The sequence below is a fragment of the Dyella sp. 2YAF14 genome (assembly GCF_052114725.1).
Lineage (GTDB): Bacteria > Pseudomonadota > Gammaproteobacteria > Xanthomonadales > Rhodanobacteraceae > Dyella.
The window spans coordinates 670,660-695,969 of record NZ_JBFRFH010000001.1 but is presented as its reverse complement, the minus strand read 5'-3'; the positions used below and the strand labels follow the sequence as shown (position 1 = coordinate 695,969).

22 protein-coding genes are annotated in these 25,310 nt (G+C 64.9%); 11 read left to right on the top strand and 11 right to left on the bottom strand.

Annotation, left to right across the window (positions count from 1 at the left end):
• Positions 1-78: 78 nt before the first annotated feature.
• Together AB4Y82_RS03315 and AB4Y82_RS03310 are read right to left on the bottom strand one after the other, a co-directional pair.
• A complete protein-coding gene (locus AB4Y82_RS03315) occupies positions 79-342 on the bottom strand; it encodes a putative hemolysin (protein ID WP_441602633.1) in 264 nt (87 codons plus the stop codon).
• 113 nt (positions 343-455) lie between these two features.
• The gene (locus tag AB4Y82_RS03310; RefSeq protein ID WP_441602634.1) at positions 456-2,495 is read right to left on the bottom strand and encodes a M13 family metallopeptidase; all 2,040 of its coding nucleotides are present in this window, start codon (positions 2,493-2,495) and stop codon (positions 456-458) included.
• A gap of 156 nt (positions 2,496-2,651) precedes the next feature.
• On the opposite strand from AB4Y82_RS03310, the gene AB4Y82_RS03305 reads away from it, so the two are divergent.
• Both AB4Y82_RS03305 and AB4Y82_RS03300 read left to right on the top strand, forming a co-directional pair.
• Positions 2,652-3,200, top strand: a complete 549-nt coding sequence (locus tag AB4Y82_RS03305; RefSeq protein ID WP_441602635.1) for a GNAT family N-acetyltransferase — start codon at positions 2,652-2,654, stop codon at positions 3,198-3,200.
• Positions 3,197-3,517 carry a non-heme iron oxygenase ferredoxin subunit gene (locus AB4Y82_RS03300; protein ID WP_046970005.1) on the top strand — a complete coding sequence of 107 codons (321 nt, stop codon included), beginning with the start codon at positions 3,197-3,199 and terminating at the stop codon, positions 3,515-3,517. Before AB4Y82_RS03305 ends, AB4Y82_RS03300 begins: the two co-directional genes overlap by 4 nt.
• 21 nt (positions 3,518-3,538) lie before the next feature.
• On the opposite strand, the gene AB4Y82_RS03295 is transcribed toward AB4Y82_RS03300, so the two are convergent.
• Genes AB4Y82_RS03295 through AB4Y82_RS03275 form a run of 5 tightly spaced genes read right to left on the bottom strand, consistent with a single transcriptional unit; the run spans position 3,539 to position 8,631 of the window.
• Positions 3,539-4,318, bottom strand: a complete 780-nt coding sequence (locus AB4Y82_RS03295) for a MipA/OmpV family protein (protein WP_441602636.1) — start codon at positions 4,316-4,318, stop codon at positions 3,539-3,541.
• 11 nt (positions 4,319-4,329) lie between these two features.
• Positions 4,330-5,268, bottom strand: coding sequence for an HlyD family efflux transporter periplasmic adaptor subunit (locus tag AB4Y82_RS03290; RefSeq protein WP_441602637.1), 939 nt, complete (start codon positions 5,266-5,268; stop codon positions 4,330-4,332).
• Positions 5,265-6,014 (bottom strand): ABC transporter ATP-binding protein, encoded by a 750-nt coding sequence (locus AB4Y82_RS03285; RefSeq protein ID WP_441602638.1) that lies wholly within the window; start codon positions 6,012-6,014, stop codon positions 5,265-5,267. The genes AB4Y82_RS03290 and AB4Y82_RS03285 overlap by 4 nt, the downstream gene beginning before the upstream one ends.
• Positions 6,015-6,016: 2 nt before the next feature.
• Positions 6,017-7,150 (bottom strand): ABC transporter permease, encoded by a 1,134-nt coding sequence (locus tag AB4Y82_RS03280; protein WP_441602639.1) that lies wholly within the window; start codon positions 7,148-7,150, stop codon positions 6,017-6,019.
• Positions 7,150-8,631 (bottom strand): TolC family protein, encoded by a 1,482-nt coding sequence (locus tag AB4Y82_RS03275; RefSeq protein ID WP_441602640.1) that lies wholly within the window; start codon positions 8,629-8,631, stop codon positions 7,150-7,152. Before AB4Y82_RS03275 ends, AB4Y82_RS03280 begins: the two co-directional genes overlap by 1 nt.
• A 189-nt stretch (positions 8,632-8,820) precedes the next feature.
• Between AB4Y82_RS03275 and AB4Y82_RS03270 the strand changes: the two genes are divergently transcribed.
• From AB4Y82_RS03270 to AB4Y82_RS03255, 4 genes are all read left to right on the top strand, one after another.
• Positions 8,821-9,525 carry an MtnX-like HAD-IB family phosphatase gene (locus AB4Y82_RS03270; protein ID WP_441602641.1) on the top strand — a complete coding sequence of 235 codons (705 nt, stop codon included), beginning with the start codon at positions 8,821-8,823 and terminating at the stop codon, positions 9,523-9,525.
• A 48-nt stretch (positions 9,526-9,573) separates the two neighbouring features.
• A complete protein-coding gene (locus AB4Y82_RS03265; protein ID WP_121878372.1) occupies positions 9,574-10,983 on the top strand; it encodes an aminotransferase class III-fold pyridoxal phosphate-dependent enzyme in 1,410 nt (469 codons plus the stop codon).
• A 366-nt stretch (positions 10,984-11,349) separates the two neighbouring features.
• Positions 11,350-15,495 (top strand): ESPR-type extended signal peptide-containing protein, encoded by a 4,146-nt coding sequence (locus AB4Y82_RS03260; RefSeq protein WP_441602642.1) that lies wholly within the window; start codon positions 11,350-11,352, stop codon positions 15,493-15,495.
• 87 nt (positions 15,496-15,582) lie between these two features.
• Positions 15,583-16,455 (top strand): OmpA family protein, encoded by an 873-nt coding sequence (locus AB4Y82_RS03255; protein ID WP_441611107.1) that lies wholly within the window; start codon positions 15,583-15,585, stop codon positions 16,453-16,455.
• A 60-nt stretch (positions 16,456-16,515) separates the two neighbouring features.
• On the opposite strand, the gene AB4Y82_RS03250 is transcribed toward AB4Y82_RS03255, so the two are convergent.
• The 4 genes from AB4Y82_RS03250 to AB4Y82_RS03235 form a co-directional block, all read right to left on the bottom strand.
• Positions 16,516-17,112: a bactofilin family protein gene (locus tag AB4Y82_RS03250; protein WP_441602644.1), complete on the bottom strand. Its 597-nt coding sequence runs from the start codon at positions 17,110-17,112 to the stop codon at positions 16,516-16,518.
• A gap of 14 nt (positions 17,113-17,126) precedes the next feature.
• The gene (locus AB4Y82_RS03245) at positions 17,127-17,885 is read right to left on the bottom strand and encodes a hypothetical protein (protein ID WP_441602645.1); all 759 of its coding nucleotides are present in this window, start codon (positions 17,883-17,885) and stop codon (positions 17,127-17,129) included.
• A 212-nt stretch (positions 17,886-18,097) separates the two neighbouring features.
• Entirely contained in the window at positions 18,098-19,564 is a 1,467-nt protein-coding gene (locus tag AB4Y82_RS03240; RefSeq protein ID WP_441602646.1) for an ATP-binding protein, read from the bottom strand.
• On the bottom strand, positions 19,561-20,250 hold the full coding sequence (locus AB4Y82_RS03235) for a response regulator (RefSeq protein WP_046969994.1): 690 nt from the start codon (positions 20,248-20,250) through the stop codon (positions 19,561-19,563). Before AB4Y82_RS03235 ends, AB4Y82_RS03240 begins: the two co-directional genes overlap by 4 nt.
• Positions 20,251-20,494: 244 nt before the next feature.
• On the opposite strand from AB4Y82_RS03235, the gene AB4Y82_RS03230 reads away from it, so the two are divergent.
• The 5 genes from AB4Y82_RS03230 to AB4Y82_RS03210 all read left to right on the top strand — a co-directional run bounded on the left by AB4Y82_RS03230 (position 20,495) and on the right by AB4Y82_RS03210 (position 25,243).
• Complete coding sequence (locus AB4Y82_RS03230; RefSeq protein ID WP_441602647.1) at positions 20,495-21,139, top strand: PepSY-associated TM helix domain-containing protein; 645 nt, start codon at positions 20,495-20,497, stop codon at positions 21,137-21,139.
• A 105-nt stretch (positions 21,140-21,244) separates the two neighbouring features.
• Positions 21,245-21,760: a DUF2271 domain-containing protein gene (locus AB4Y82_RS03225; protein ID WP_441602648.1), complete on the top strand. Its 516-nt coding sequence runs from the start codon at positions 21,245-21,247 to the stop codon at positions 21,758-21,760.
• A gap of 18 nt (positions 21,761-21,778) precedes the next feature.
• Positions 21,779-22,591 (top strand): DUF4198 domain-containing protein, encoded by an 813-nt coding sequence (locus AB4Y82_RS03220; RefSeq protein ID WP_441602649.1) that lies wholly within the window; start codon positions 21,779-21,781, stop codon positions 22,589-22,591.
• A 28-nt stretch (positions 22,592-22,619) separates the two neighbouring features.
• The gene (locus AB4Y82_RS03215) at positions 22,620-23,603 is read left to right on the top strand and encodes an FAD:protein FMN transferase (RefSeq protein ID WP_441602650.1); all 984 of its coding nucleotides are present in this window, start codon (positions 22,620-22,622) and stop codon (positions 23,601-23,603) included.
• Entirely contained in the window at positions 23,600-25,243 is a 1,644-nt protein-coding gene (locus AB4Y82_RS03210) for a sulfite reductase subunit alpha (RefSeq protein WP_441602651.1), read from the top strand. Before AB4Y82_RS03215 ends, AB4Y82_RS03210 begins: the two co-directional genes overlap by 4 nt.
• The last annotated feature ends 67 nt before the right edge of the window (positions 25,244-25,310 follow it).

Below are 25,310 nucleotides of genomic sequence, written 5' to 3'. Positions count from 1 at the left end.
ACAACACGCGCGAAGAGATCGACGGGTTCGTGACCGCGTTGCTCAAGGTGCGCAAGCTGCTGATGTAAACCGGTGGCGTCAGTGCGCGGGCTCGTTCGGCGCGACGCATTGGTGATCGCGGAACAGCGCCCATTCCTCGCACGCCCGTCCATCCTGGAAGACGCAGATGCCGCTGACGTTGCCGGCGGCGTCCTTGCGCAGATCGAGCCGCCCGCCTTGCTGCACGCAATAGGTCGACGCGGGGTTGGCGAGGCCGGCCTTGCCCGCGATGGGTGGAGCGGGTGGCGGCGTGGCACACGCTGCGAGCGTGCAGGCGAGCAGGGCCGTGATGGCATGTCTCATGGCAACGCCTCCTCGATAGGCCATACGCATGACACGTTGCGACTAGCTTGCCACACCAACGAAAACGCCGCGGCATGACCGCGGCGCTTTGCTCGCTTATCAGGCGATAGCCGTTACCAGATCTTCACCTGCTTGTCGGCCGAACGCACCATCACATCCTTCGCCTTGCACTGGAACGCCTGTGCAAAGGCTGGCATGTTCGACGGTGCGCCGATGGCGCGGAACTGCGCGGGTGCGTGCGGATCGGTGTTGAGCAGGGTGAGCTGCGCTTCCGGGCGGATGCTGCCGCGCCAGACGCGACCCCAGTTGAGGAAGAAACGCTGGTCCTGCGTGTAGCCGTCGATCTTCTTCTTTGCTTCGGCCGGATTGCGGGCCAGGGCCATCTGCAGTGCGTCGTACGCCGCGTTGAGGCCGCCCAGGTCGCCGATGTTCTCTCCCATGGTCAGCTTGCCGTTGACGAACTTGCCCGGCAGCGCTTCGTAGTGATTGAACTGGTCGGCGAGGCGGTCGGTGCGTGCTTCGAAGGCCTTGCGGTCTTCGTCGGTCCACCAGTTGACGTTGTTGCCCTTCGCGTCGAACTTGCTGCCCTGGTCGTCGTAGCCGTGGCCCATTTCGTGGCCGATCACGGCGCCGATGCCGCCGTAGTTCAGGCCGTCATCGGCCTTGGCGTCGAAGAACGGCGGCTGCAGGATGGCGGCGGGGAACACGATCTCGTTCTTCAGCGAGTTGTAGTACGCGTTCACCGTCTGCGGCGTCATGCCCCATTCGGTGCGATCGACCGGCTTGCCGATCTTGTCGACCATGTAGTCGTAGTTGAACTTGTCGGCGGCCTGGACGTTCTGGAAATAGCTGTTGCCGCTGGGAATGGTCAGGCCGGCCCAGTCGCGCCACTTGTCCGGATAGCCGATCTTCGGCGTGAAGGTAGCCCACTTTTCCAGCGCCTTCTTCTTGGTGGCATCGCTCATCCACGGCAGGTTTTCGATGCGGTTCTTGTAGGCCGCACGCAGATCGCCCACCAGCTGTTCGGCGCGCGCCTTGGATTCCGGCGAGAAGGTCTGCGCCACGTAGAGCTGGCCCAGCGCCATGCCCATGCCGCCTTCCACGCTGTCGAGCGTGCGCTTCCAGCGTGACTTCATTTCCTTCTGGCCGTTGAGCGTCTGCGCGTTGAAGGCGAAGTCTTCCTGCTGGAACGGCGTGGAGAGATACGGCGCGGCCTCATCGATCGCATGGAAGCGCAGATACGCCTGCCAGTCGCTGGCGGGCACGTCGGCCAGCATCTTGTCGAACTCGGCGAAATACTTCGGCTGCGAGAGCGAGAAGCCATCCTTTACGTCCGCGCCCTGGGCCTTGAAGAACGCGGCCCACTCGAAGTGCGGGGTCGCCTTGTCGGCGTCGGCGATGCTGACGAAGTGATAGCGGTTTTCCGGCTGGCGCAGTTCGGTCGGCACCAGCGACGCGGCGGCGAGGCGTGTCTCGAACGCCATCACGGCCTTGGCCTGCTTCTGTGCCTCGGCCTCGCTCACGCCCACCAGCTGCAGCGTGCGCGCGATATGCGCCACGTAAGCGGTGCGGATTTTTTCGAAGTCCGGCTTGCTGTAGTAATCGGCCGTCGGCAGGCCCAGGCCGCCCTGGTTGGCATAGGCGATCTGGCGGCTGGAATCCTTGAAGTCCGCGTTGCCGAAGAAGCGGAACGTCACCGGGTTGCCGCGGGCGTAGCTATCGGTGATATAGGCGACCACGTCCTTGCTGTTCTTCAGCGCGTCGATGCGCGCGAGCTCCGGCTTGATCGGGTCGTAGCCGGCCTTTTCGATGGCGGCTTCATCCATGCCCGAGGCGTAGAAGTAACCGATCTTCTGTTCGATCGAGCCAGGCTGCGCGCTGGCGACATTCTTGGCGGCCTTGTCGACGATGCTGTGCTGCACGTTGAGGCTGTCTTCGCGCAGCGCATCGAACGAACCCCAGCGCGTGCGGTCGGCGGGAATCGGATTGGCGGCGAGCCACTTCGCATTGACGAAGCCGTTGAAGTCGTTGCAGGCGCTCTTGTTGGTGTCCAGCTCCTTCACGTCGAAGGAGCCGCCGGGGGCGGCCAGCGCGCCGGTGCACAGAGCCAGGCCCACGGCCAGCGCGAGCGGTTTCACAATGCGGTTCTTCATGGATTCTCCCTGGTGGGATGCATGGCGTGCATCCGGTCGTGGTCATACGCAGGGCGCTCGGCCCCAATCCACAGGCTAGGCAGGGGTGTCAGGGAGCCGACAGTGTCGAAGGTCATTGTGCGGTGCGATGACGACAGCGAGCGGTATCATGTGGGGATGATGACTGCGTCTGAACTCCTTTATCGCACCGCTGCGGCCGCCGACGTGCCGGCCGTGGTGACCCTCGTCGAATCGGCTTACCGCGGCGAATCCGGCCAGCGCGGCTGGACCACCGAAAGCCACCTGCTGGACGGGCAGCGCACCGATGCGCAAAGCGTGTCCGAGCTGATCGGTCGCGAAGGCAGCAAGATCTTGCTGGCCGAACGCGATGGCGTCCTGCTCGCCTGCTGTCATATCGAACGGCAGGGCGGGGCAGGGTACTTCGGCATGTTTGCGGTGAATCCCCAGCTGCAGATGGGCGGCATCGGCCGGGCCCTGCTGGCCGAAGCCGAGCGCGTGGCGCACGCCTCGTGGCAGGTGCCGGCCATGCGCATGACGGTGATCGTGCAGCGTGCCGAACTGATCGCCTGGTACGAACGCCGCGGCTACCAGCTCACCGGCGAAACGCTGCCGTTTCCCTATGGCGATGAACGCTGCGGCCTGCCGCGCCGCGACGACCTGCATTTCGTGTGCATGAGCAAGCCGTTGGGCGAGGTGTTCGCATGAATCTCGCCGACTGGATCTTCGTGGGCACGCGCAGCGAGATGTTGCCGGGCGAATTCAAGGTGGTGTGGGATGGCGACACGGCCATCGCCGTCTACAACATCGACGGCGATCTCTACGCCATCGAAGACGTCTGCAGCCACGATGGCGGCGACCTCGCCGGCGGCGAGGTGCACGGTTTCGAAGTGGAGTGCCCGCGTCACGGTGCGCGCTTCGACGTGCGTACGGGTGCCGTCACCTGTCCGCCCGCGTACGAACCGATCGCCAGTTTTCCGGTGCACGAAGTCGACGGCCAGATCTGGACGCGCGACGATCGTTGAAGGGGAGCGCCTGTTCCCGGCTTAGAAACGGTAGACGAAGGCCAACGTGGTGGTGAGCTGATTGGCCGAGCCATAGCTGCGCACCAGCGGGCTGCCGGATGCATCGCCCAGCAAGCGCGTGTAATTGATCGCCACGGCAAAGCCAGTGTGCATGCTGGTGGGCATATACGCGTCGTATTCGAGCGAGATCTGCTGGCCGCCGGCATTCGGTGACCATGGCGATATGCCAAGCTTGCTGGCCTGATCGGGCGATACGCCAAAGAAGCGACGCATCGCCGGCCCGTTCATCGCCTGCCATTGCAGCTCCAGGCTGTGGTTGAGATAACCGATGACGGGCAGGTCGTAGTCCGCATACACGTTGAGATAGGCGCCGGCGCCTTGCGTGTCGTGCGCCAGATTGCCGCCCAGGCTGAACTGCGTGGTGGCCTGGTATTCCAGATAACCGCCGCCGTTGATGCGCGGCGATAGCGACTCGACGATGCCGCCCAGCCTGGGGCCGAGTTCGTCGCGGTCGCGGCCCCACAGGTAGTTGCCGTAAAGTCCGCCGCGCCACTTGCCGCTATGGATGAAATCCACAGTGAGGCCATCGAGCGTCGACAGCGTGATATGCCAGGGCAGCTCGGCATCGATATAAGGCACGGCCTGGTTGCGATGATCGCTGGAGCCGAGCCAGGCCGGCATGCGCTGCACGCCCGCGCCGAGAATGATGTTGGGACCTTCGGTCGCGTCGTCCGCGCTGGCGATCGAGCACAACGCGCAGCCGGACAGCAGCGCACTGGCGGCAACACGGCGCAGCAGCATGCCGATCCGGATCACGCGCCAGGTTTGGCGCGCGCGCCTGCGTTGTCGCCGAACTGAACGATCACACGCTGGCCGATGCGCAGCGACGGCGGCGGCGTTTCATCGAACACCAGTACGCATTCGACGGTTCGCGTGTTGGCGCGAATGAGGGGATCTTCCTCGAGCGCACTGGGACCGAACACGGTGCCGATGCGCTGCACATGCGCGCCCAGCGTCGGCACGCCGCTGCCGCTGTCATCAACGACCTGGGCATGCATGCCTTCGTGCACGGCGCTCACAAACGATTCGTTGAGTTCGGCACGCACGATGCGCGCGCCTTCGGGCAGCAGCACGAAGGCCGCGCCGCCTTGCGGCGATACCGTGGCGCCGGGCTGGATGTCGCGCTCGACAATCTGTGCGTCCACGGGCGCAACGAGGCTGCGCTGCGCCAGCTCATAGCGCGCCGCTTCCAGTTTCTGCGCAGCCATGGCGTCGGCGGCGCGCACATTGTCGAGTTCGCCCTGCAGCTGGGTGGCGGCGTCCTTGGCGTCATCGGCGCTCTGCCCATCGCCAGCACCGGCTGCCGCCGCTGCCTGCAGGCGCGTGGCGCGCTGCTGTGCTGCCTTCAGGCGCGCTTCCAACGAGCTGCCTTGGGCCCTCGCCTGTTTCTGTTCGGCTTCGGCCGCGCTCACGGCAAGCTGCGCAGGCTTGGTGTCGAGCACGGCCAACACCTGGCCCTTTTTCACATGGTCGCCTTCGCGAACCTTGATGTCGGCCACCACGCCTTCGCGCGGCATGCTGAGCTTGAGCAGGCCGCCTTCGATATCGACACGGCCGCGCGCCACCGCCGCATACGTGGCAGTGGGTGCGGTGGACGACGTCGACTTGCCGCTGTCGTCATGCGAGCAGGCAGCCAGCACGGGTGCCACCAGCACCAGGGCAAGCAGGGAATGTAGCGGGCGCAAGGTCATGCAGAAGGGTCCTCGTGCCCTGACGTCAATGTCGCAGAGGGCACACGGTCACTAAGGATACGGCCATCTTCCATGGCGAGCACGCGGTCTGCGTGGCCAACCAGTCGAGGATCGTGGCTGACGCACAACACGGTGGTGCCGTGCGTGCGCGCGATGCGGTGAAGAATATCGATGACGATCTGCCCGTTCGCGGCATCGAGCGCGCTGGTGGGCTCGTCGGCAAACAGCAGGCCCGGCTCCTTGGCGAGCGCGCGTGCAATCGCGACGCGCTGCTTTTCGCCGCCGGAGAGTTCGGAAGGGCGCAGCTCCATGCGCGGGCCCATGCCCACTTCTTCCAGCGATGCCACCGCGCGACGGCGCGCTTCGCCGGGTGCCAAGCCGAGATAGCTCAGCGGCAATTCCACCTGTTCCAGCGCATTGAGCGCCGGAAAAAGATTGAAACCCTGGAACACGAAACCGGTGTGCAGCAGACGGAAGCGCTCGAGCTCGCGCATGCCGAGCACGCCCAGGTCCTGTCCCAGCGCCATCACATGGCCGCTGTCGGCTGCCTGCAGGCCGCTCAGGATGGCGAGCAGCGTGCTCTTGCCGCAGCCGGAAGGTCCGGAGATGAGGGTGAGTTCGCCGGCGTGCACGTCCAGCGTGAGGTCGTGCAGCACGGTGTGGTGGATCGGTCCCGACGAGAACGATTTGGTGACGTTGCGTGCCTGCAACGACACCGTGGGCATGGCCTGTGGCTGCGCGCTCATGCTTACCTCAGCAAGGTGGCGGGATCGGCGCGGCGCAAGCTGCGCATGGCGGCCAGACCGGAGACGATGGCCAGGCCCATGCCCAGCGCGAGGCAGGCCAGCGTGGTCCACGGATCGAGCGCCACCGGCACGCTGCGGCTGCGCGCAATGGCCAGTGCGATGGCGCCGAGCACGGTGCTGCCGACCAGGCCCAGCGCGCCCACCCAGAAGGCCTGTTCCATCACGACACGACGCAGTGCACCGACGCCGACGCCCAGTGCGTTGAGCGTGGCGTATTCGCGCACCGAACCGATCACCGCAGCGACCAGGGTCTGGCTGGTGATCACGGCGCCAACCAGGAACACGATGCCGGCAAGGAACAATACCCCCGCGCCGGCGCCGGTATCGAACATCCAATAGAGCTGTGAGCGACGTGCGAAATCCTGCGCGGTCCACACGTCGTACTTGCCGAACGCACCATTGCCGCGCAAGCGCGCCGCGACATCGTCGGCTGCAGCCGGGTCGCGCAGCTTCGCCACGAAATACGTCATGCGATTGGCATTGGATGGATCGGTATCGAGTTCGGCCGCCGTGGCCAGCGAAGCCACCACGTTCACGCCACCCAGCGCACGCAGACCGCTGCTCACGCCGACCACACGCACGCGATGGCCGTTGATGACGGCGCTATCGCCTACCTTCACGCCGAGGCTGTCCAGATCGGCGCGATCGACGATCACCGCATCCGGTTCGTTCAAGCGCGCGCGCAGGGCGGGCGGCAGCGCATGCGCGAACAACATGCCGTCGGGACGTGCATTGATGCCGGACACGAATACCGACACGCCGCCCGTATCACTGGGGCCACGCCAGTCGGCATCGACCCAGTGGAACGGTTCCACCGCGGTGACGGCCGAATCCATGCGCAGTCGCATTTCCACGCCCGAATCAATCGAGCGGCCGAGGTTCACGCTCTGCGTGCCCGGATAGCCGGCCCACAAATCGGCCGACGAACCGGTGATGTAGACGCTGGCGCTGCCGAAGATGCCGAGCACCAGCGCGGCCTGCAGCAATTGCAGCAGGCCGGCGAAACCGACAGCGAGGATCGCCGGCAGAAAGCGGCGCCATTCGTAGATCAGGGTTTTACGTGCCAGCGCGACCATCAGTCCGTGCCCTTTGCGACGGGTGCGTCGGAAGGCGGCGGGTTGGGCATCGGCGGGTTGGGCATCGCTGCGCCACCCAGGGCCTTGTAAAGCGAGACATAGGCGAGGTCGCGCGCGGCGATGGCGCTGACCAGTTCAAGCTGTGCACGCTGGTTTTCGATCAGGCCTTCCTGCACGTCGAGCTTGCTGCCCAGGTTGAGTTCCTCGCGCTTGCGCAGGGCGGTGATGCTGCTGTCCAGCGCCACGCTGGCGCGCTGCGTGGCGTCCTCGCGTGTGCGCGACTGCTCCAGGTCGCCCATCGCCGTTTCCGCTTCCGCCACGCCTTGCAGCACGGCCTGGCGATAGGCGTAGACGGCGGCCTTCAGCTCATGATCCTTGGCGTGTGCCGCGGCCACGCGCTGCCCCCAGTCGAACAAGGGCACATCGATGATCGGGCCGAACGAGGAAATGGCTTCGCCGGTGTGCGCGCGATAGTTGGACAGAATATTGGTCGACCATTGCAGCGACGCGCCCAGGCCGATATGTGGATAGATGTCCGCGCGGCTCATGCCCAGCTCGCCGGCGGCGCGCAGCACTTCGGCTTCGGCGCTGGCGATTTCAGGACGTGCGCGCAGCATGTCGGCCGGTGCAGTGGTGAGCTGCCAGGCACCCAGGCGCGGTTGTGGACCGGGCGTGAGCCACGCCAGATCGGGTTCGGGCTGTCCCAGCAGCAGGGCGAGCTGCTGCACGCAGGCGTTGATGACCTGCTGGGGTTCGGTCAGCGCGGCCTCGGCGCGGGCGAGTTCAGCCTGGGTCTTGGCGACCTCGACTGGCGCCACCAGCCGCAGTTGTTCGCGCACCTGCACCAGCTGCAGCTTTTGCTGCTGGGCATCGCGGATGGCCGTGAGCAGGCGGGCCTGCTCCTGGGCCGAGCGCAGTTCGATCCAGCGCCGACTGACTTCGGCCACCAGGGACACCTGCGCACCGCGCAAGGCGGCCGCCGCGCCGTTCTCCTGGCCTTGGGCCGCGCGCTTGCTGCTTTGCCAGGCGCCAAACAGCGGAAGCTCCCACACGGCATCAAAGCCGACCACGAAATACGAAGCCGTGGTGTCCGGATCGATCAGGTCGTTGGTGCGCCCGTGCAGGTTGGGCAGGTAGGGATCGTGGGCGTGGTGGTTCAGGGTGCGCGCGGCGCGCAGGCGCTCGGCGGCCTGGGCCACGTCCAGGTTGTTCTGCAGGGCGCGATCGATCAGGGCGTCCAGCTCGGGGTCACCCAGCGCGGTCCACCAGCCCTTGAGGTCGGCGGAGGGCGGCGCCACGCCGGCCGGCGCATTGCGCCAGGTCTCGGGGAGGGGCGGCTTGAGTTCGGGCAACGGGGCCACCGAGCAGCCGGCCACCAGCGCAAGTCCACACGCCAGCAAGGCACTGATCAATGGACGGCGATCCCGGCGAGGCGCAGCTTCCATGTTCGGCAGATCCGGGTTGTTTCGACGCTGAAGCACGAAGTTCCTGAGATTTGAGCAACGGCACGACAGGGAGTTCCCTAGCATACCGGAGCAAGCCTTCAACTAGCTTATTGACGGCCGACACCAGAATACCCGTTTTTACGCAGCAACTTTCGGCAAGAAAGGGGGCCGAAAGGGGTGTCTTTCTAGTCTTGTCATCACACTGCATTGGCGGAGCTTCACCGAGTGACAGGCTGGACCATCCTCTGCGATTTCGACGGCACCATTTCCGTCGAGGACGTGATCGACTCCCTGCTCGACCGTTTCGGCCGTCCCGGCTGGGAAACGCTGGAGCAGGACTGGCGTGCCGGCCGCATCGGCTCGCGCGAATGCATGACCGGGCAGGTGGGTCTGCTGGACATGACCCAGGAAGCGCTGGACAAGCATCTCTCCTCGCTGTGGATCGACCACGCGTTCCCGGCCTTCGTGGCCAGGACGCGCGAATTGTCGACCCCGTTGCGGGTGGTGAGCGACGGCCTCGACTACGCCATCCACAAGATCCTTGGCCGTTACGGCCTGGACGATCTGCCGCTGGCCGCCAACCACCTGGCTCCGGCCACGCCGCCGCGTCAGTGGCAGCTGACCTCGCCGTTCCAGGCGGACGGTTGCCGCAGCGGCACCTGCAAGTGCGCCGTGGCTGCCCAGGCCGCCAAGACCGGCACCAAGACCCTGCTGATCGGCGACGGCGCCTCGGACTTCTGCGCAGCCGACCGCGTCGATTTCGTGTTCGCCAAGCACCGCCTGATCGAGCATTGCCGCGCCGCCGGCATCCCCTATGTGCCGATCACCGGCTTCGAGGATGCGCTGGAGCTGCTGCCCCGTCTGCTCGACGGCAGCCTGCTGGCCGAACACACGCCGGGCGAGCCCGCCCTGGCCGCCACGATCCCCTGAACGGGCCTCGCCCGTTCCACCCCTTTCTGATCTATTCCGGATTTCCTGATGAACGCATACGACAAGAACGCCGCTGGCGTCGTTATTCCCGACGCCCAGCTGCTGGCCGATGAGGCCCAGTGGAGCTCCTTTGGCGATACCGTGCATTACGTCGATCCGCCGAAGATCTTCCGCCATGGCGAAGGCAGCTGGATGATCGACACCGCCGGCACGCGCTTCCTCGATCTGCAGATGTGGTACTCGGCCGTGAACTTCGGTTACGGCAACAAGCGCCTGAACGACACGCTGAAGAACCAGATCGACGTGCTGCCGCAGGTGGCTTCGCAGTACCTGCACCAGACCCGCATCGAGCTGGCCAAGACCATTGCCGTCGACGCGCAGCAGAAGTTCGGCCTGAAGGGCCGCGTGCACTTCAACGTCGGCGGTGCGCAGGCGGTGGAAGACTCGCTCAAGCTGGTGCGCAACTACACCGGCGGCAAGAGCCTGATGTTCGCCTTCGAGGGCGGCTACCACGGTCGCACGCTCGGCGCTTCGTCGATCACCTCCAGCTACCGCTACCGTCGCCGCTTCGGTCACTTCGGCGAGCGCGCGATGTTCGTGCCGTTCCCGTATCCGTTCCGTCGCCCCAAGGGCATGACGCCGGAAGAATATTCCGATGCCTGCGTGCGCCAGTTCGCCCGCCTGTTCGAAACCGAATACAACGGCGTGTGGGATCCCAAGGTCAATCAGGCTGAGTACGCCGCGTTCTACGTCGAGCCGATCCAGGGCACCGGCGGTTACGTGCTGCCGCCGATGAACTTCTTCAAGGATCTGAAGAAGGTGCTCGACCAGTACGGCATCCTGATGGTGGTCGACGAAATCCAGATGGGTTTCTGGCGCACCGGCAAGCTGTGGTCGATCGAGCACTTCGGCGTGACGCCGGACATCATCGTGTTCGGCAAGGCGCTGACCAACGGCCTCAACCCGCTGTCGGGCCTGTGGGCGCGCGAAGAGCTGATCAACCCGACCATCTTCCCGCCGGGCTCCACGCATTCCACGTTCAACTCCAACCCGCTCGGTACCGCACTGGGTCTGGAAGTGATCAAGATGGGTTACGAGCTGGACTACGAGACCAGCGTGCCGAAGAAGGGTGCGCACTTCCTCGAAGGCCTGCGCGACCTGCAGAAGCGCCACAAGGAAATCGGCGACGTGGACGGCCTGGGTCTGGCCATGCGCGCCGAGATCTGCACCGACGACGGCTTCACGCCGAACAAGGCGCTGCTCGACAAGATGGTCGACATCGGCCTCGCTGGCGACCTGGAGCACAACGGCAAGAAGATCGGCCTCGTGCTCGACGTGGGTGGCTGGTACAAGAACGTGATCACCTTCGCGCCGTCGCTGGACATCACGCACGAAGAAATCGACCTGGCCATCGCGCTGCTCGATCAGCTGCTGACCAAGGCCAAGAAGGCGATGTAATCAACACGACGCCGCGGGTGAAAACCCGCGGCGTCTGTCTGTGGTTTGTCTCAAGTAGTTCCCATGCAGGGGAAGTGTGACGAACGGCGATGCTCATGCATCGCCGTATTTTTTTGGGCGGCGTTTGTCGGCTCGAGCGAGTTACCTCTCATCCATGCACTCATCTAAGCGACAGCGCGCAGGCCGACTGCTTGTGGTCACTCGCTGACACCGCAAGCAAGTGCAATGAAAAGTCGGACATTTTCTCTCGGTAGAGAAATCGACTGAAGTGCATTTGAGAGCGCGCCTTATTTGTTCAAGTTCAAGTGATTTCTAGCATGGCGGCGATTTTACGTTGCTGCCTTCGTTCGCTGGAAAGGACTTGTCGTGAACAAAATCTATAACGTCGTTTGGGATGCCCAGAAGCAGTGCTTCGTGGTCGCTTCTGAGTTGGCCAAGGGCCACAAGAAGCCGGGATCGGCCAAGCTGAGTCTTGCCATTGCAGGCGCCTTGTTGGTCGGCGGACTCTCCGCACCTGCCATGTCGGCCACGGGCTCCGGGCTCAAGGCTGGCCTGGCCCTGATGGCCAACTATTACAGCGTCAACGATAGCGGTGTGCAGGGCGGCAACTACAACAGCGACGGTGCGACGGGAGCAAACGCTCTTGCGGCAGGTGTTGGCGCGAGCGCTGCCGGCAGCTCGGGCGTGGCCGTCGGCACCGACGCGAGCGCTTCCGGCAATTCCGCGATCGCCATGGGCGACAGTTCGGTTTCCACTGGTCTGATGACCACCAGCGTTGGCGCGGGCGCGCAGGCGATCGCCGACACCGCCACCGCGTTGGGATCAACCACCAGTGCCACCGGATTCGGCAGTACGGCCGTGGGCTACGGCGCGAATGCGGCCGGTTCCCGTGCCTTGGCTTCCGGCTATGGCACCAGCGCCAGCGGTGATAATTCGACTGCCTTGGGCAATAGTGCCAAGGCCTTGGTCGCCGATGGCGTCGCCCTCGGCAGCAAGTCAGCCGCCAACACGGCAGCGGGCATTGCCGGCTACGTGCCAGCGACGGCGACGGCGGCGCAGGCCGCGGCTATCAACGCGACGAAGAGCACGCTCGGTGCGGTGAGCGTGGGCGATGCCGCGACCAACAAGTTCCGCCAGATCACCAGCGTGGCCGCAGGTACGGCGGACAGCGATGCAGTGAACGTTGCCCAGCTCAAGGGCGCCACCGCCGATGCCGTGCTCTACGACAGCAGCGCGCACGACAGCATCACGCTGGGCGGTCCCGCCTATAACCCGGTCACCAAGGCCGGCGGCACCAAGATCACCAATGTCGCCAACGGCGTGGCCCCAAGCGATGCGGTGAACAAGTCGCAGCTGGACGATCTGGCCAATACGCCGCTGACCTTCGCTGGCAACACGGGCACGGTGCAGAAGAAACTGGGCGACACCATGTCGATCCAGGGTAAGGGCACCACGTCCGGCACCTACGTCGGCGACAACCTCAGGACCGAGGTGGACGCGAGCGGCGTATTGCAGGTCGAGATGACCGACAAGCCGGAGTTCACCAGCGTCACGACGGGCAACACCACCATCGATACCAACGGTGTGGTGATCACGGGTGGTCCCAGCATGACCGCCAACGGCATCAATGCCGGCGGACAGAAGATCGGCAATGTTGCCGCAGGTACGGCGCTCACGGATGCAGTGAACGTCAACCAGCTTTCCACTGCGGTGAATGGTGCCAAGTCGCACTATTTCAGCGTCAACGATGGCGCCGTACAGGGCGGCAACTACGACAACGACGGCGCCACCGGCACGAACGCCTTGGCCGCAGGCATGAGCGCCGGGGCGGCTGGCAACTCGGCAGTGGCCGTCGGTCCCAATGCGAGTGCGTCCGGCACGTCGTCGGTTGCGGTGGGTGATGGTTCCGTGTCGATCGGTCTGATGACGACCGGCGTGGGTGCGAACGCTCAAGCGCTTTCCGACACGGCGACTGCCTTGGGATCGACCACCAGCGCCACGGGTTTCGGTAGCACGGCCGTGGGATTTGGGGCGAATGCGGCCGGTGCCAGGACGCTGGCCGGCGGCTACGGCGCCACCGCCAGCGCCGACAGTTCGATCGCGCTGGGCAATAGCGCCAAGGCTTTGGTGGCCGATGGTGTGGCCATCGGCAGCAAGTCAGTGGCAAATACGGCAGCAGGCATCGCTGGTTATGTGCCGGTAACGGCGACCACAGCGCAGACGGCAGCGATCAATGCCACCGCGAGCACGCTCGGTGGCGTCAGCGTGGGTGATGCGGCCAGCAATAAGTTCCGCCAGATCACCGGCGTGGCCGCCGGTACGGCCGACAGCGATGCGGTGAACGTGGCACAGCTCAAGGGCGCCACCGCCGATGCCGTGATTTACGACACCGGCGCGCACGACAGCGTCACGCTGGGCGGTCCTACTTACGATCCGGTGAGCAAGACCGGCGGCACCAAGATCACCAATGTCGCGGACGGCGTGGCGCCCAGCGATGCGGTGAACAAGTCGCAGCTGGATGACATGGCCGATACGCCGCTGAGCTTTGCCGGCAACACCGGCACGGTACAGAAGAAATTGGGCGACACCATGTCGATCCAGGGCAAGGGCACTACGGCAGGCACCTATGTTGGTGACAACCTCAGGACTGAGGTGGATGCGAACGGTGTCCTGCAGATCGAGATGACCGACAAGCCGGAATTCACCAGCGTGACCACCGGCAACACCACCATCGACACCAACGGTGTAGTGATCACCGGTGGTCCCAGCGTCACCGTCAACGGCATCGATGCGGGTGGCACGAAGATCACCAACGTCACCGCCGGCACGGCGCCGACCGATGCGGTGAACGTCAGCCAGCTCACCACCACGGTGAATGGCGCCAAGACGCATTACTACAGCGTCAACGACGGCGGGACGCAGGGCGGCAACTACAACAACGATGGCGCCACCGGTGCCAATGCCATCGCTGCGGGCGTGGGCGCCATGGCCACCGGCGCATCGTCCACGGCCATGGGCAGCAACGCCCAGGCCAACAATGACAACGACGTGGCGCTGGGTGCAGGCTCGGTCACCTCCAGGAGCAATCCGATCTCCAGCGTCACCGTGGCTGGGCAGACCTACCAATTCGCCGGTACCAACCCCACCAGCGTGGTGAGCGTGGGCAGCAAGGGCAATGAGCGTCAGATCACCAACGTGGCTGCGGGCCAGCTCTCCAGCGACAGCACGGATGCCGTCAATGGTTCGCAGCTGTATGCCACCAATCAGGCGGTAGACGTGCTCAACGGCACGATCAACACCATCAACGGTGGCGGCGGCATCAAGTACTTCCATGCCAATTCGTCGCTGGCCGACTCGCAGGCGGTGGGCTCCAATTCGGTGGCAGTCGGCCCCCAGGCAGTGAGCACGGGTGCCGACAGTGTGGCTATCGGCCATGGCGCTGCAGCAAGCACCAACAACAGTGTCGCGCTGGGTGCGAACTCGACGACGGGGCCAGTGAAGGGCACGTCAGGAGCCACCATCGCCGGTGACAACTACACCTTTGCCGGCGCCAATCCCACCGGCACGGTGAGCGTGGGCGCGACGGGGCAGGAACGCACCATCACCAACGTGGCGGCGGGCACGCTCTCGTCCACCAGCACCGACGCAGTTAATGGCTCGCAGCTGTATGCGACCAACCAGGCAGTCGACAAGATCGATGGCCGCGTGACCACCGTCGAGAACACGGTCAACCACATTGCCGGCGATATCACCAACATCAGCACGGGGCAGGCCGGCATGTTCCAGACCAGCACCGACCAGAAGGCGCCGACCCCGACGCCCACCGGCAACAACTCGGCCGCAGGCGGTGCAGGTGCAACGGCCTCGGGTGACAACAGCCTGGCGCTGGGTAATGGCTCGCAAGCGAGCGCCAACAACAGCGTCGCTATCGGCAATGCCTCTGTCGCCGATCGAGCCAACGCGGTGTCGATGGGTTCGTCGGGCAACGAGCGTCAGATCACGAATGTTGCTGCGGGTTCGCAGGGCACGGATGCGGTGAACGTGAGTCAGTTGAAGGCAGCGCAGGCAGGTGGCGTGCAGTACGACGTCAACAGCGATGGCTCCATCAACTACAACGCGGTCACGCTTAATCCCAATGGTGGCGGCGCCAGCATCCACAACGTGCAGGCGGGGACGGCGACCACGGATGCGGTGAATGTGGGACAGCTCAATGACGCGGTGGTCAATACGCAGAACTGGGCAAAGAACTACACCGACCAGCAGATCAACCAGATGGGCAAGCGTGCTTATGCCGGTACGGCTTCCGCGCTGGCAACGGCCAATATTCCGCAGGCCTATCAGCCCAATCAAAGCGTCGTGGGCGTGGGCATCGGCAATTACCACGGGCAGAACGCGATTTCGGTCGGCCTGTCCACGATCACTGAAAGTGGTCGCTACATCCTCAAGGCCAGTGCGACCGGCTCGCAGCAGGACGGTCTTGGCGTGGGTGTGGGCGCGGGCATGGCCTGGTAAGGACCGGCCATGAAGATCCTTCTGCCGTTGCGGCAGAGAGATCTTCGTGGCTCTTGTATTCATCGACATAAAGGCTTGCAAAAAAACATGCACATCAACACCAAGTTCTTCAAGCTCGCGCCACTCTTGCTGGCGGCCGCATTCGCACTGGCGGCCTGCGGCAATGTGAGTCGAAACGTCCACGCGGATGGTCAGTCTGCCGACTCCATCAATTGGCCGCACATCGACGACACCACGCCGCTGCACAAGGGCGGAACCTTTCCCAACCTCGACAACCTGGTCCACGTGCACGCGGGCCTGAACAAGCAACAGGTCAGCGATCTGATTGGCTACCCCCATTTCAGCGAGGGTATATGGGGCGTGCGCGAGTGGAACTACGTCTTCAACTTCCGCGAACCGGCGCAGAGTGATCACGTGGTGACTTGCCAGTTCAAGGTTTTGTTCGACACCGACAAGCTGGCGCAACGTTTCTACTGGCTGCCCGAGGAGTGTGCGCGTTTCCAGCAGGTGGCCAAAGCGCCGGCGCCCCCGCCGGTCGTCGTGGCTCCCGTCATCAACACCGAGCGGTTCACGCTAGGCTCGGATGCGCTGTTCGCATTCGATCGGGCGGGACTGTCGGCTATGTCGGCCGAAGGTCGCGCCAAGCTTGACCAGCTCGCCCAGGGCATCATCGTGCATGCCGGCCAGGTGCAAAGCGTGCGCGTGATCGGTCACACCGACCGTCTGGGCAGCGATGCCTACAACGATGCGCTTTCGCAGAAGCGGGCCGACACGGTGAAGGGCTATCTGATCTCGCACGGCGTGGACAGTCGCCTGATCCAGGCCGAAGGTCGCGGCAAGCGCAATCCGGTGGAGGCATGCGCCCTGACCGAACGCAGCGCCTTGATTGCCTGCCTTGCCGCGAACCGCCGCGTTGAAGTGCTGGTCACGGCGTTGAAGTCCGAGCCTCGCGTCGGCTGAGCCCATCGCAAGTCGTGTAGCGTTGAAGCCTTGCCCCGCCTTCGAGCGGGGCAAGTCGTATCAGGCGTTGTGCTTGCTCGTATCGTGTCGGTTGCGCTTGCGCGATCGCCTATCCGATAGGGAATTGAGCCCGGTCGCCTCAGTGCCATGCATGGATGAGTCGCTCGCGTGAGCGATGAGCGAGGGGGGCGAGCTTGCTTCGCCGGCTTCGCTGAAACCGGCGGTGATTTCCGGGACGGCAACCGCTATCGCGTTGGCGGGCGCAGCAGGCAACGCAGTGCCGGCATCGCTGCGCGAAGCGCAATGCTGCAGCCGACCATCGATCTGCGCGCCAGCGATCACCACGATCGAGCCATAGCAAACGTTGCCGGAAACGCGAGCTGTCGCTGCCAGTTCGAGCCGTTCCATCGCGTATACATCCCCGCAGACGCTGCCATGGATGATCGCCGCCGGGACGCGTATATCTCCCTGCACGAGGCCTTGCTCGCCGATCGTCAGCAGGGCGCCTGGCTCGATCGCCATGACTTGCCCATCGATCTCACCCTCGAGGAACAAGCTGCCCTCGAAGTTGACGTCACCCGTGATGCGGGTTCCGTGAGCGATCAGGCTGGTGGCGAGGGTGTGTGCGACTTGTGTCGGGCGTTTGCGATTGAACATGCGACCACGTGTAGTCATGTCGGGTGGATGGCGCCGGGTGCCAGATTGAATCTCAGCGGCGGAAAATACGTGTCCTGCAGCGGCGGTGGAGTGATCGTCGGTACTGGCGGGCTGAACAATGCCTGCTGCAACAGTCTGCTCACGCGCGCCACGTAATGCGGCAATGGCCAGCGCGCCGGCCGGTCGCCGACAAAGCGTTCCATGGCGTCGGTCCAGGTGAGCGCCGACTTGGCGTCATGGGCGGCCAGGGCGCGTTCAATTTCGCAGGCCGCCGTGACAATCGCACGACGCAGCACCACGCGGGAGCGGACCTTGTTGAAGATGGGGTCGGACAAGCCCAGATCCGCGATCACTTCTCTGGTTCCCGCAAAGCGGTCGCTCTCCAGCCGTTGTTGCGCGAGCTCGCGCAAGTCTGGTTCCGGGCTGTAGATCGCCACATGCAGAATCAGCGCCCGATCGGTTTGCACCTCGACCAGCCGCAGGCGGGTGGCGAATTCGGGAGCTTGCTCGTGGGTGCCCGCCATCAAGGAGAAATAAAGGGCGCGGGCATGCGCGCGATTCTCCGGATCGGTTTCGGTGTACGAAGCTTCCTGGGCTACTGCAAGATCAGCGCAGCGCGATAGGGCGGCTCGCCGCACTGATGGATCGGGGTCGGAGAGCGCCAGTCGAGGAAGTGCGGCAAGCAATTTGTCGTCGCGGCCAAATTCAGCGGCGACACGTCGAAACAGCGACGTGTTGTGTTGCCAAATGGAGCGCTGTCTGGTCTTGGCCATCGCAGGGAGTCGTGGTTGGCATCGTGCCCACGTTCCCGCGGTACGTGGCGTCTGCACAGGCAAGGACGTGCGGCGTTCGACCTGCCGAGGTCGGGCGCGCCCGGTCCTTGCTTTAGGCCATGCATGTTCCACGACTTCGCCCGCACAAATACATCAGACTGCTCTGAAAGGGCGATTCAAACGCGGGTGCTGCGCTTGCGCGCGGCGCAGGCTCAGCTGACGGAGCGGGAGGTGCGTGCGGGCGAGAACAGGATCTCCACGCGCAGGCCACCGGTCGCGCCATTGAGAAAGCGCACGGTGGCGCGATGGCGCTCGGCAATACGCTGCACGATGGCCAAGCCCAGGCCCGTGCCTTCTTCCGTCATGCCCGGCACGCGGAAGAAACGTTCGCCCAGGCGCTCAAGGAAGGCAGGCGGCACGCCAGGCCCGTTGTCTTCCACGCTCACGCATGGACCTTCGCTGAGCACCGATACGCCTATCGTGAGAATGCTGCCACGGCCCGCGTAACGCAGGCTGTTGTCGATCAGGTTGTCGAGCATCTCCTGCAGCGAAAGGCGATCGGCGTCGATCCACACCGGTCCGGCCGGTCCCTCGTAGCCAAGATCCACGCCCGCGGCGATGGCATCGTGCACGCGCACACCCAGCAGTTCGGGAATCACCTGCGCGAGATCCAGCAGCACACAGGGCGCGGTTTCGTTGAGGTCGGGCGATTGTGCGCGCGTCAGCGCGAGCAGCTGGCTGGACGTGCGACTGGCACGCTGGGTGAGTCGCAGGATGTGCTGCAAGGCATCGGTGACCGTTTCCTTGCTCGGATCAACCTGGGCGCGTTCGACGTGTACGCGCAAGCCGGCAAGCGGCGTCTTCAGCTGATGCGCGGCATCGGCGATGAAGCGTTCCTGCAAGGCCAGCATGCCGCGCTGGCGTGCGAACAGGCCGTCGATGGTGCGCGTGAGCGGAAGGATTTCCACCGGCACATCGGCATCGCCGATCGGCGCGAGGTCGTGTTCGCGCGCGGCCAGCCGCGCTGTGAGCGGATCAAGCAGGCGCAGGCCCACGCGCACGCCGTACAGCACCAGGAAGAACACGCTGGCGATCAGCAGGGCCTGGGCCGGGATGCTCAGCAGCAGGATTTCACGCGCGCGCTGGTGACGATCGTGGAAGGTCTCGGCCATGGTGACCGTAAGCTGGTCGGTCGGATCCTGCAGATTGGGTATGCGCACCGTCGCCGCACGCAGCTCGCGAAACTTCTGCGTGGTCGTGACCAGCGAGGTGGTGTAAAGCGCTGGCTCGCCATCGGAGCTGGCGCCGCTCAACGGCGCCGGCTGCAATTCCGCAGAACCGGCCAGCAAGCCGTGCTTCTGGCTGCTGACGTTGAAATAGTTGTGGCCTTCAGGCGCGTACTCGAGCAGAAAGCGCGCCTGCGGCGAGATCTGTCCGCCCAGGTCTTCCTGGCTGAGCATCTGCGCGAGCGTCATCGCATCGTCGCCCAGATCGCGGTCGTGCACGTGGTTGGAGTAGATCAGCGCACCGCCGTAGGTGATCAGGCTCTCGACCACCAGCAACATCATCAGCGGCACCAGCAGCGACGACAGCAGGCGATGGCGCAGGCTGGGCCGGCCATCCGGTTCGATGATCCGATAAAGCCAGGAGTCGTCCTGCTTGGCCGCCGGCCGGTTCATGCCTTGGCGTCCTTGCCTTCCTTCACTTCTTCCAGCAGATAGCCCAGGCCGCGGATGGTGCGCACTTGCGTGCCTGAGTCGGCCAGCTTGCGGCGCAGGCGATAGATGGCGATGTCCAGGCCGTTGTCGGTGAGTTCTTCGTCCCAGCTGCAGAGGGCTTCCACCAACTGGGCGCGGCTGGTCACGCGATCGGGGCGTGCAGCGAGCGCTTCGAGCAGGCCGAATTCGCGCGCCGTAAGTTCCAGCGCCTTGTCGTCGATCCAGGCGCGATGACCGGGAAGATCCAGCCGCAGTCTTCCGATGGTGAGTTCGGGTGCGCCCTGCGAGGTGTAGCGGCGCAGCAGGGCGCGCACGCGCGCCTCGAACTCGGCCAGCGCAAAAGGCTTCACCAGGTAATCGTCGGCACCCAGGTCGAGCACGCGTACCCGCTCGCGCAGGCCTTCGCGGGCCGTGATCACCAGCACAGGCAGGCCGGTGCCGCGCTTGCGCAGGCGCTGCAGCACGTCGGCGCCGTCCAGGTGGGGCAGGCCCAGGTCGAGGATAAGCAGGTCGTACGGGGTGTCGCGCAGCGCTGCGTCGGCCTTGGCGCCGTCGGTGACGCTATCCACCGCATGGCCGCCCTGGCGCAGCGCGGCGCTGACACCGGCGGCAATGGAGGGGTCATCCTCGGCGATCAGTATGCGCATGGGGTTATCCAGCAGGGGCGGTGGGTCAGTGGGTGGGGACGCCCGCGACCCATTATTGTTGAATTGCGAGTGATTCTCATTTGTGGCAACATTCCAGCCCTGCATCAGGAGCGGGCAGCCCCAATGGTGGGAAGCTTAGCGCCCTGGTGGATGTTGAGACAGCGGGCGCGCGACTCAGTTGCATGGCCCATCATGTGGTTTGGCGCTGATCCAAGAGATGATCCAAAGGCTCTGAAAGGCAGGCATGGAATCAGCGGCGCGGTCGCACAACAACCGGATGGGATCGAGCCGCGCGTTCTGGCTCAAGCAGCTCCATCAATGGCACTGGATCAGCTCGGCGCTATGTCTGGTCGGCATGCTGCTGTTTGCCATCACCGGCTTCACGCTCAACCACGCCGGGCAGATCGAGGCGCAGGCCAACACCGTGCATCACAGTGCCGTCCTGCCTACCGCCTTGCTCAAGGCCGTGAGCGGCGATGACGAACGCAAGGGCGCGCCCTTGCCGGCCGCGGTGGCGGACTGGGTGTCGACCGCACTCGATGTCGACGTGAGCGGGCGCACCGGCGACTGGTCATCCGATGAAATCTATCTTTCCATGCCGCGCCCGGGTGGCGACGCGTGGGTAAGCATCGATCGCGAAACCGGCAAGGTGGAGAGCGAACGCAGTTCGCGCGGCGTCATCGCCTATCTCAACGATCTGCACAAAGGCCGTCATGCCGGACCTGCCTGGGGCTGGTTCATCGACGTGTTTGCGCTGGCCTGCGTGATCTTCGCGGTCACCGGGCTGTTGCTGCTGAAGATGCATGCGGCGCAGCGTGGCGCCACGTGGCCGTTGGTGATCTTCGGCCTGGTACTGCCGTTGTTGCTCGCGCTGATCTTCATCCACTGACATGAAAGCTGTGCGCACGCGCATCACGATGATGGTCGGCCGCCGCGCATCCATACGCGTTTCCCCTTTTCCCCCCGTTTCTGCTCGCGCCCAACCGAGGACACCATGCGCCGTCTCTCCCTGACCATCCCCGCGATCCTGCTGGCCGCCCCGGCTGTTGCGGCCGACCTCAACGTCACCGTGCAGATTCCGCAGCTCAATGTGGCGGAATACCACCGTCCCTACACCGCCGTGTGGGTGGAGCGCGAAGACCATTCCGTCGCCGCCCAGCTGGCCGTGTGGTATGCGCAGAAGGAATCGAAGGAAGGCGCCGGCACCAAGTGGCTGCCGGAGCTGCGCCAGTGGTGGCGTCGCGGCGGTCGCGACCTGCAGATGCCGGTGGACGGCGTATCCGGCGCGACGCGTCCGGCCGGCGACCAGAAGCTGAGCTTCCATCAAGGCAAGGCGCCCCTGGCCGAGCTGGCCCCGGGCAAGTACGAACTCGTGGTCGAGGCCGCCCGCGAAACCGGCGGCCGCGAAGTGGTGCGCGTGCCGTTCACCTGGCCGGCCGCCGCGCCCCAGCAGCTCGCCGCGCAAGGCAGCAGCGAGCTGGGTGCCGTCAAAGTCGATCTCGCCCCCTAATCGAAGGAGAACAACATCATGATCAAGCATTCGTTGAAGTGGGGCGCGCTGGCCATGGCTCTGGCGCTGCCGCTTACCGCGCAGGCGCACAAGATGTGGCTGGTGCCGTCGGCCACCAATGTATCCGGCAACGATCCGTGGGTGACGGTGGATGCCGCCGTTTCCAACGACTTGTTCTATCCCGATCATATGGCGGTGCAGCTGGACCGCGTGGTCATCACCACGCCGGACGGCCAGACGGCCAAACCGGAGAACGCGCTCACCGGCCAGTACCGCAGCGTGTTCGACGTGCACCTGACCCAGCCGGGCACCTACAAGATCGCCGCGGTGAATGGCGGTCTGTTCGCCAACTATGAACTGGATGGCCAGAAGAAGCGCTGGCGCGGCGACGCGGCGGAGCTGGCCAAGGCGATACCTGCCAACGCGAAGAACGTCGAAGTGTCCGAGTCGATCAACCGCGTGGAAACCTTCGTCACCAACGGCAAGCCCAGCGATGGCGCGCTCAAACCCAGCGGCAAGGGGCTCGAGCTGGTACCGGTGACGCGCGTCACCGACCTGGCCTCGGGTGAAGCGGCCACGTTCCAGCTGCTGCTGGACGGCAATCCTGCGTCGAACCTGAAGGTGATGGCGATTGCCGGCGAGACGCGCTATCGCAACGCGCCGGAAGAAATCGATGTCACCACCGACAAGGATGGCAAGTTCAGCGTCACCTGGCCGCACGCCGGCATGTATTGGGTGAACGCCAGCACGCAGGACAACAAGTCCAGCATCAAGCAGGCCAAGCTGCGTCGCCTGTCGTATGCCGCCACGCTGGAAGTGCTGCCGCAGTAATGCAAGGCGTGAGTGCTGAATCGAAGCCATGGGTGCATCGGTGAGCGAACTGGTGGTGCAATCCGTGCAAGGCGAGACCATGGGCACGTTCTGGTCGGTGCGCGCGGTGATGCCGGCACAGTTGTCGCTGGCATCGCGGAGCAAGACCATCCAGGCCGTGCTCGATCTGGTCGATGGGCAGATGAGCACCTACAAGCCCAGCTCGCCGCTGTCGCGTTTCAACGCGGCGCCGGCGGGCACCTGGCATGTGTTGCCGGCCGAGTGCTACGAAGTAGCGCAGCATGCGCTCGAGCTCGCACGTATTAGCGATGGTGCGTACGACCCCACGGTCGGACCGCTGGTGAATCTTTGGGGCTTCGGCCCCGACGCCGCACGGCAAGCACCGCCGTCGCGCGAGGCGATCGACGCGGCGCGCGAACGCATCGGCTGGTGGCGGATCAAGCTGGACGCCGCTACCCATAGCCTCTATCAACCCGGCGGCGTCTATCTCGATCTTTCGTCGGTGGCCAAGGGCTACAGCGTCGACCTGGTCGGCCGCAGTCTCGACGCTGCCGGCATCGACGCGTGGCTGGTCGAAGTCGGCGGCGAATTGAAAGGCAAGGGCAGGAAACCGGATGGATCGCCGTGGCGCATCGGCATCGAACGTCCCGGCGCTGCCGCCGGCGCCGTGCAGCATGCCGACCAGCTCAGCCAGGTGGTCTGCCTCACGGGCAGGGCCATCGCCACATCGGGCGACTATCGCCGCCAATTCACGGCCGATGGCGTGACTTATTCGCATCACGTGGATCCGCGCACCGGTTGGCCCGTGCCGCACGCCGTCGCCTCGGTCAGCGTGCTGGCCAACGATGCGATGCAAGCGGATCCCCTCGGGACGCTGATGACGGTACTGGGGCCGGAACAAGGGCTGACGTATGCCACCGAGCGCGGTCTCGCCGTGATGTTTATCGTGCATGGCGCACATGGCATGGAAGAACACCTGTCGCCCGCGTTCCAGGCTGCGCTGGCCTCATGAACACGCCTTCCGCCATGTCGACTCGTCCCGCCTGGGGCAATGTGCTCCTTTGCACGTTGCTGGCGCTCCTGGTCATCGGGCTCATGGGCTTGCATCGGCGCGAATGGGAATGGCACGACCCAGGTGCAACGCGTTGGCTCAGTGCGTTCGCCGTACTGCTGGCATGGGCAGGATTCACCGCCTGGCTGGCGGTCTATCGGCGGCGCGCCGCGCAACGGCAGACGGAACGCGTGTCGTCCGTCAACGCATCGCAGAGTGATTCCATCCTCATCGCCTTTGCCAGCCAGACCGGCACGGCGGAGCAGTGGGCGCTGCAGACGGCGCAAAGTCTCCAGCAGGCTGGCGCATCCGTGCGACTGACCGAGCTTGGGCAACTGGATGTGGCTGCGCTATCGCAGGAAGAACGCGTGTTGTTCGTGGTGAGCACGACGGGCGAAGGGGATGCACCCGATAGCGCGGCCCGCTTTGTCACTCAGTGCATGCGTAGCCCGCAAGCATTGCCAGCGCTGCAATACGGCCTGCTCGCGCTCGGTGACAGTGACTACGACGATTTCTGCGGATTTGGCCGCGCGCTGCAGCACTGGCTGCAGCAGAGCCGTGCCAGACCGCTGTTCGATCCGGTGGAAGTAGACAATGGCGACCCGTCAGCGTTGCGTCATTGGCAGCACCATCTCGCGCTGCTCTCCGGCGCCGCCGAACTGCCGGACTGGCAGCAGCCGGACTATCAACGCTGGCAACTGGTCGAGCGCGTGCTGCTCAATCCAGCGAGCCAGGGTGACCCGTGTTTCCATCTGGCGCTGCGTCCGCACACAGGGCAGGCGACATGGCAGGCCGGCGATCTGGTGGAGATCGGTCCGCGACACGCGGCGGCCGAGGTGGAGCAGTGGTTGGCAACGCACGGACTCGACGGCGATGCATCGGTCGAACACGAAGGACGCCACGCATCGTTGCGCGAATGGCTGGCAGCCAGTCACTGGCCGGAAGGCAGCGAAGCATCGCTTACCACCCCAGCTGAGCTGGTGGCGGCGCTGCAGCCGCTGCCGCATCGCGAATATTCCATTGCGTCGGTGCCATCGGACGGCACGGTGCATCTGCTCGTTCGGCGCATGCAGCGCAAGGATGGCTCGCCCGGCATCGGCTCGGGCTGGCTCACCCAACACGCGCAGCTGGGCGGTGATATCGGACTGCGCATTCGCGCCAACCCGGGGTTCCACGCGCCTGTCGACGACCGCCCGCTCGTGCTTATCGGCAATGGCACGGGGCTGGCAGGTCTGCGGGCGTTGCTCAAGACGCGCATCGAGGCAGGACGGCACCGCAACTGGTTGCTGTTCGGCGAGCGCGAGTATGCCCGCGACTTCTACCATCGCGACGAGATCTTGCGATGGCAGCAGCAAGGCTCGATCGAACGGCTCGATCTTGCATGGTCTCGCGAAGGCATCTCGCGCGTGTACGTGCAAGACCGCCTGCGTGAATCGAGCGATCTGTTGCGTCAGTGGGTGGAACAGGGCGCCGCGATTTATGTGTGTGGCAGCCTCGCAGGCATGGCGCCCGGCGTAGACACGGTGTTGCGCGAAGCCTTGGGCGAGGCCATGGTCGAACAACTGCGCGAGGCCGGGCGTTACCGACGCGACGTCTATTGAGTTGCCGTGACCTTTGGCCTATAGGAGCGCCATGCGCGAATGCCGCAGGCTGGGCGTTCCTTCGGGG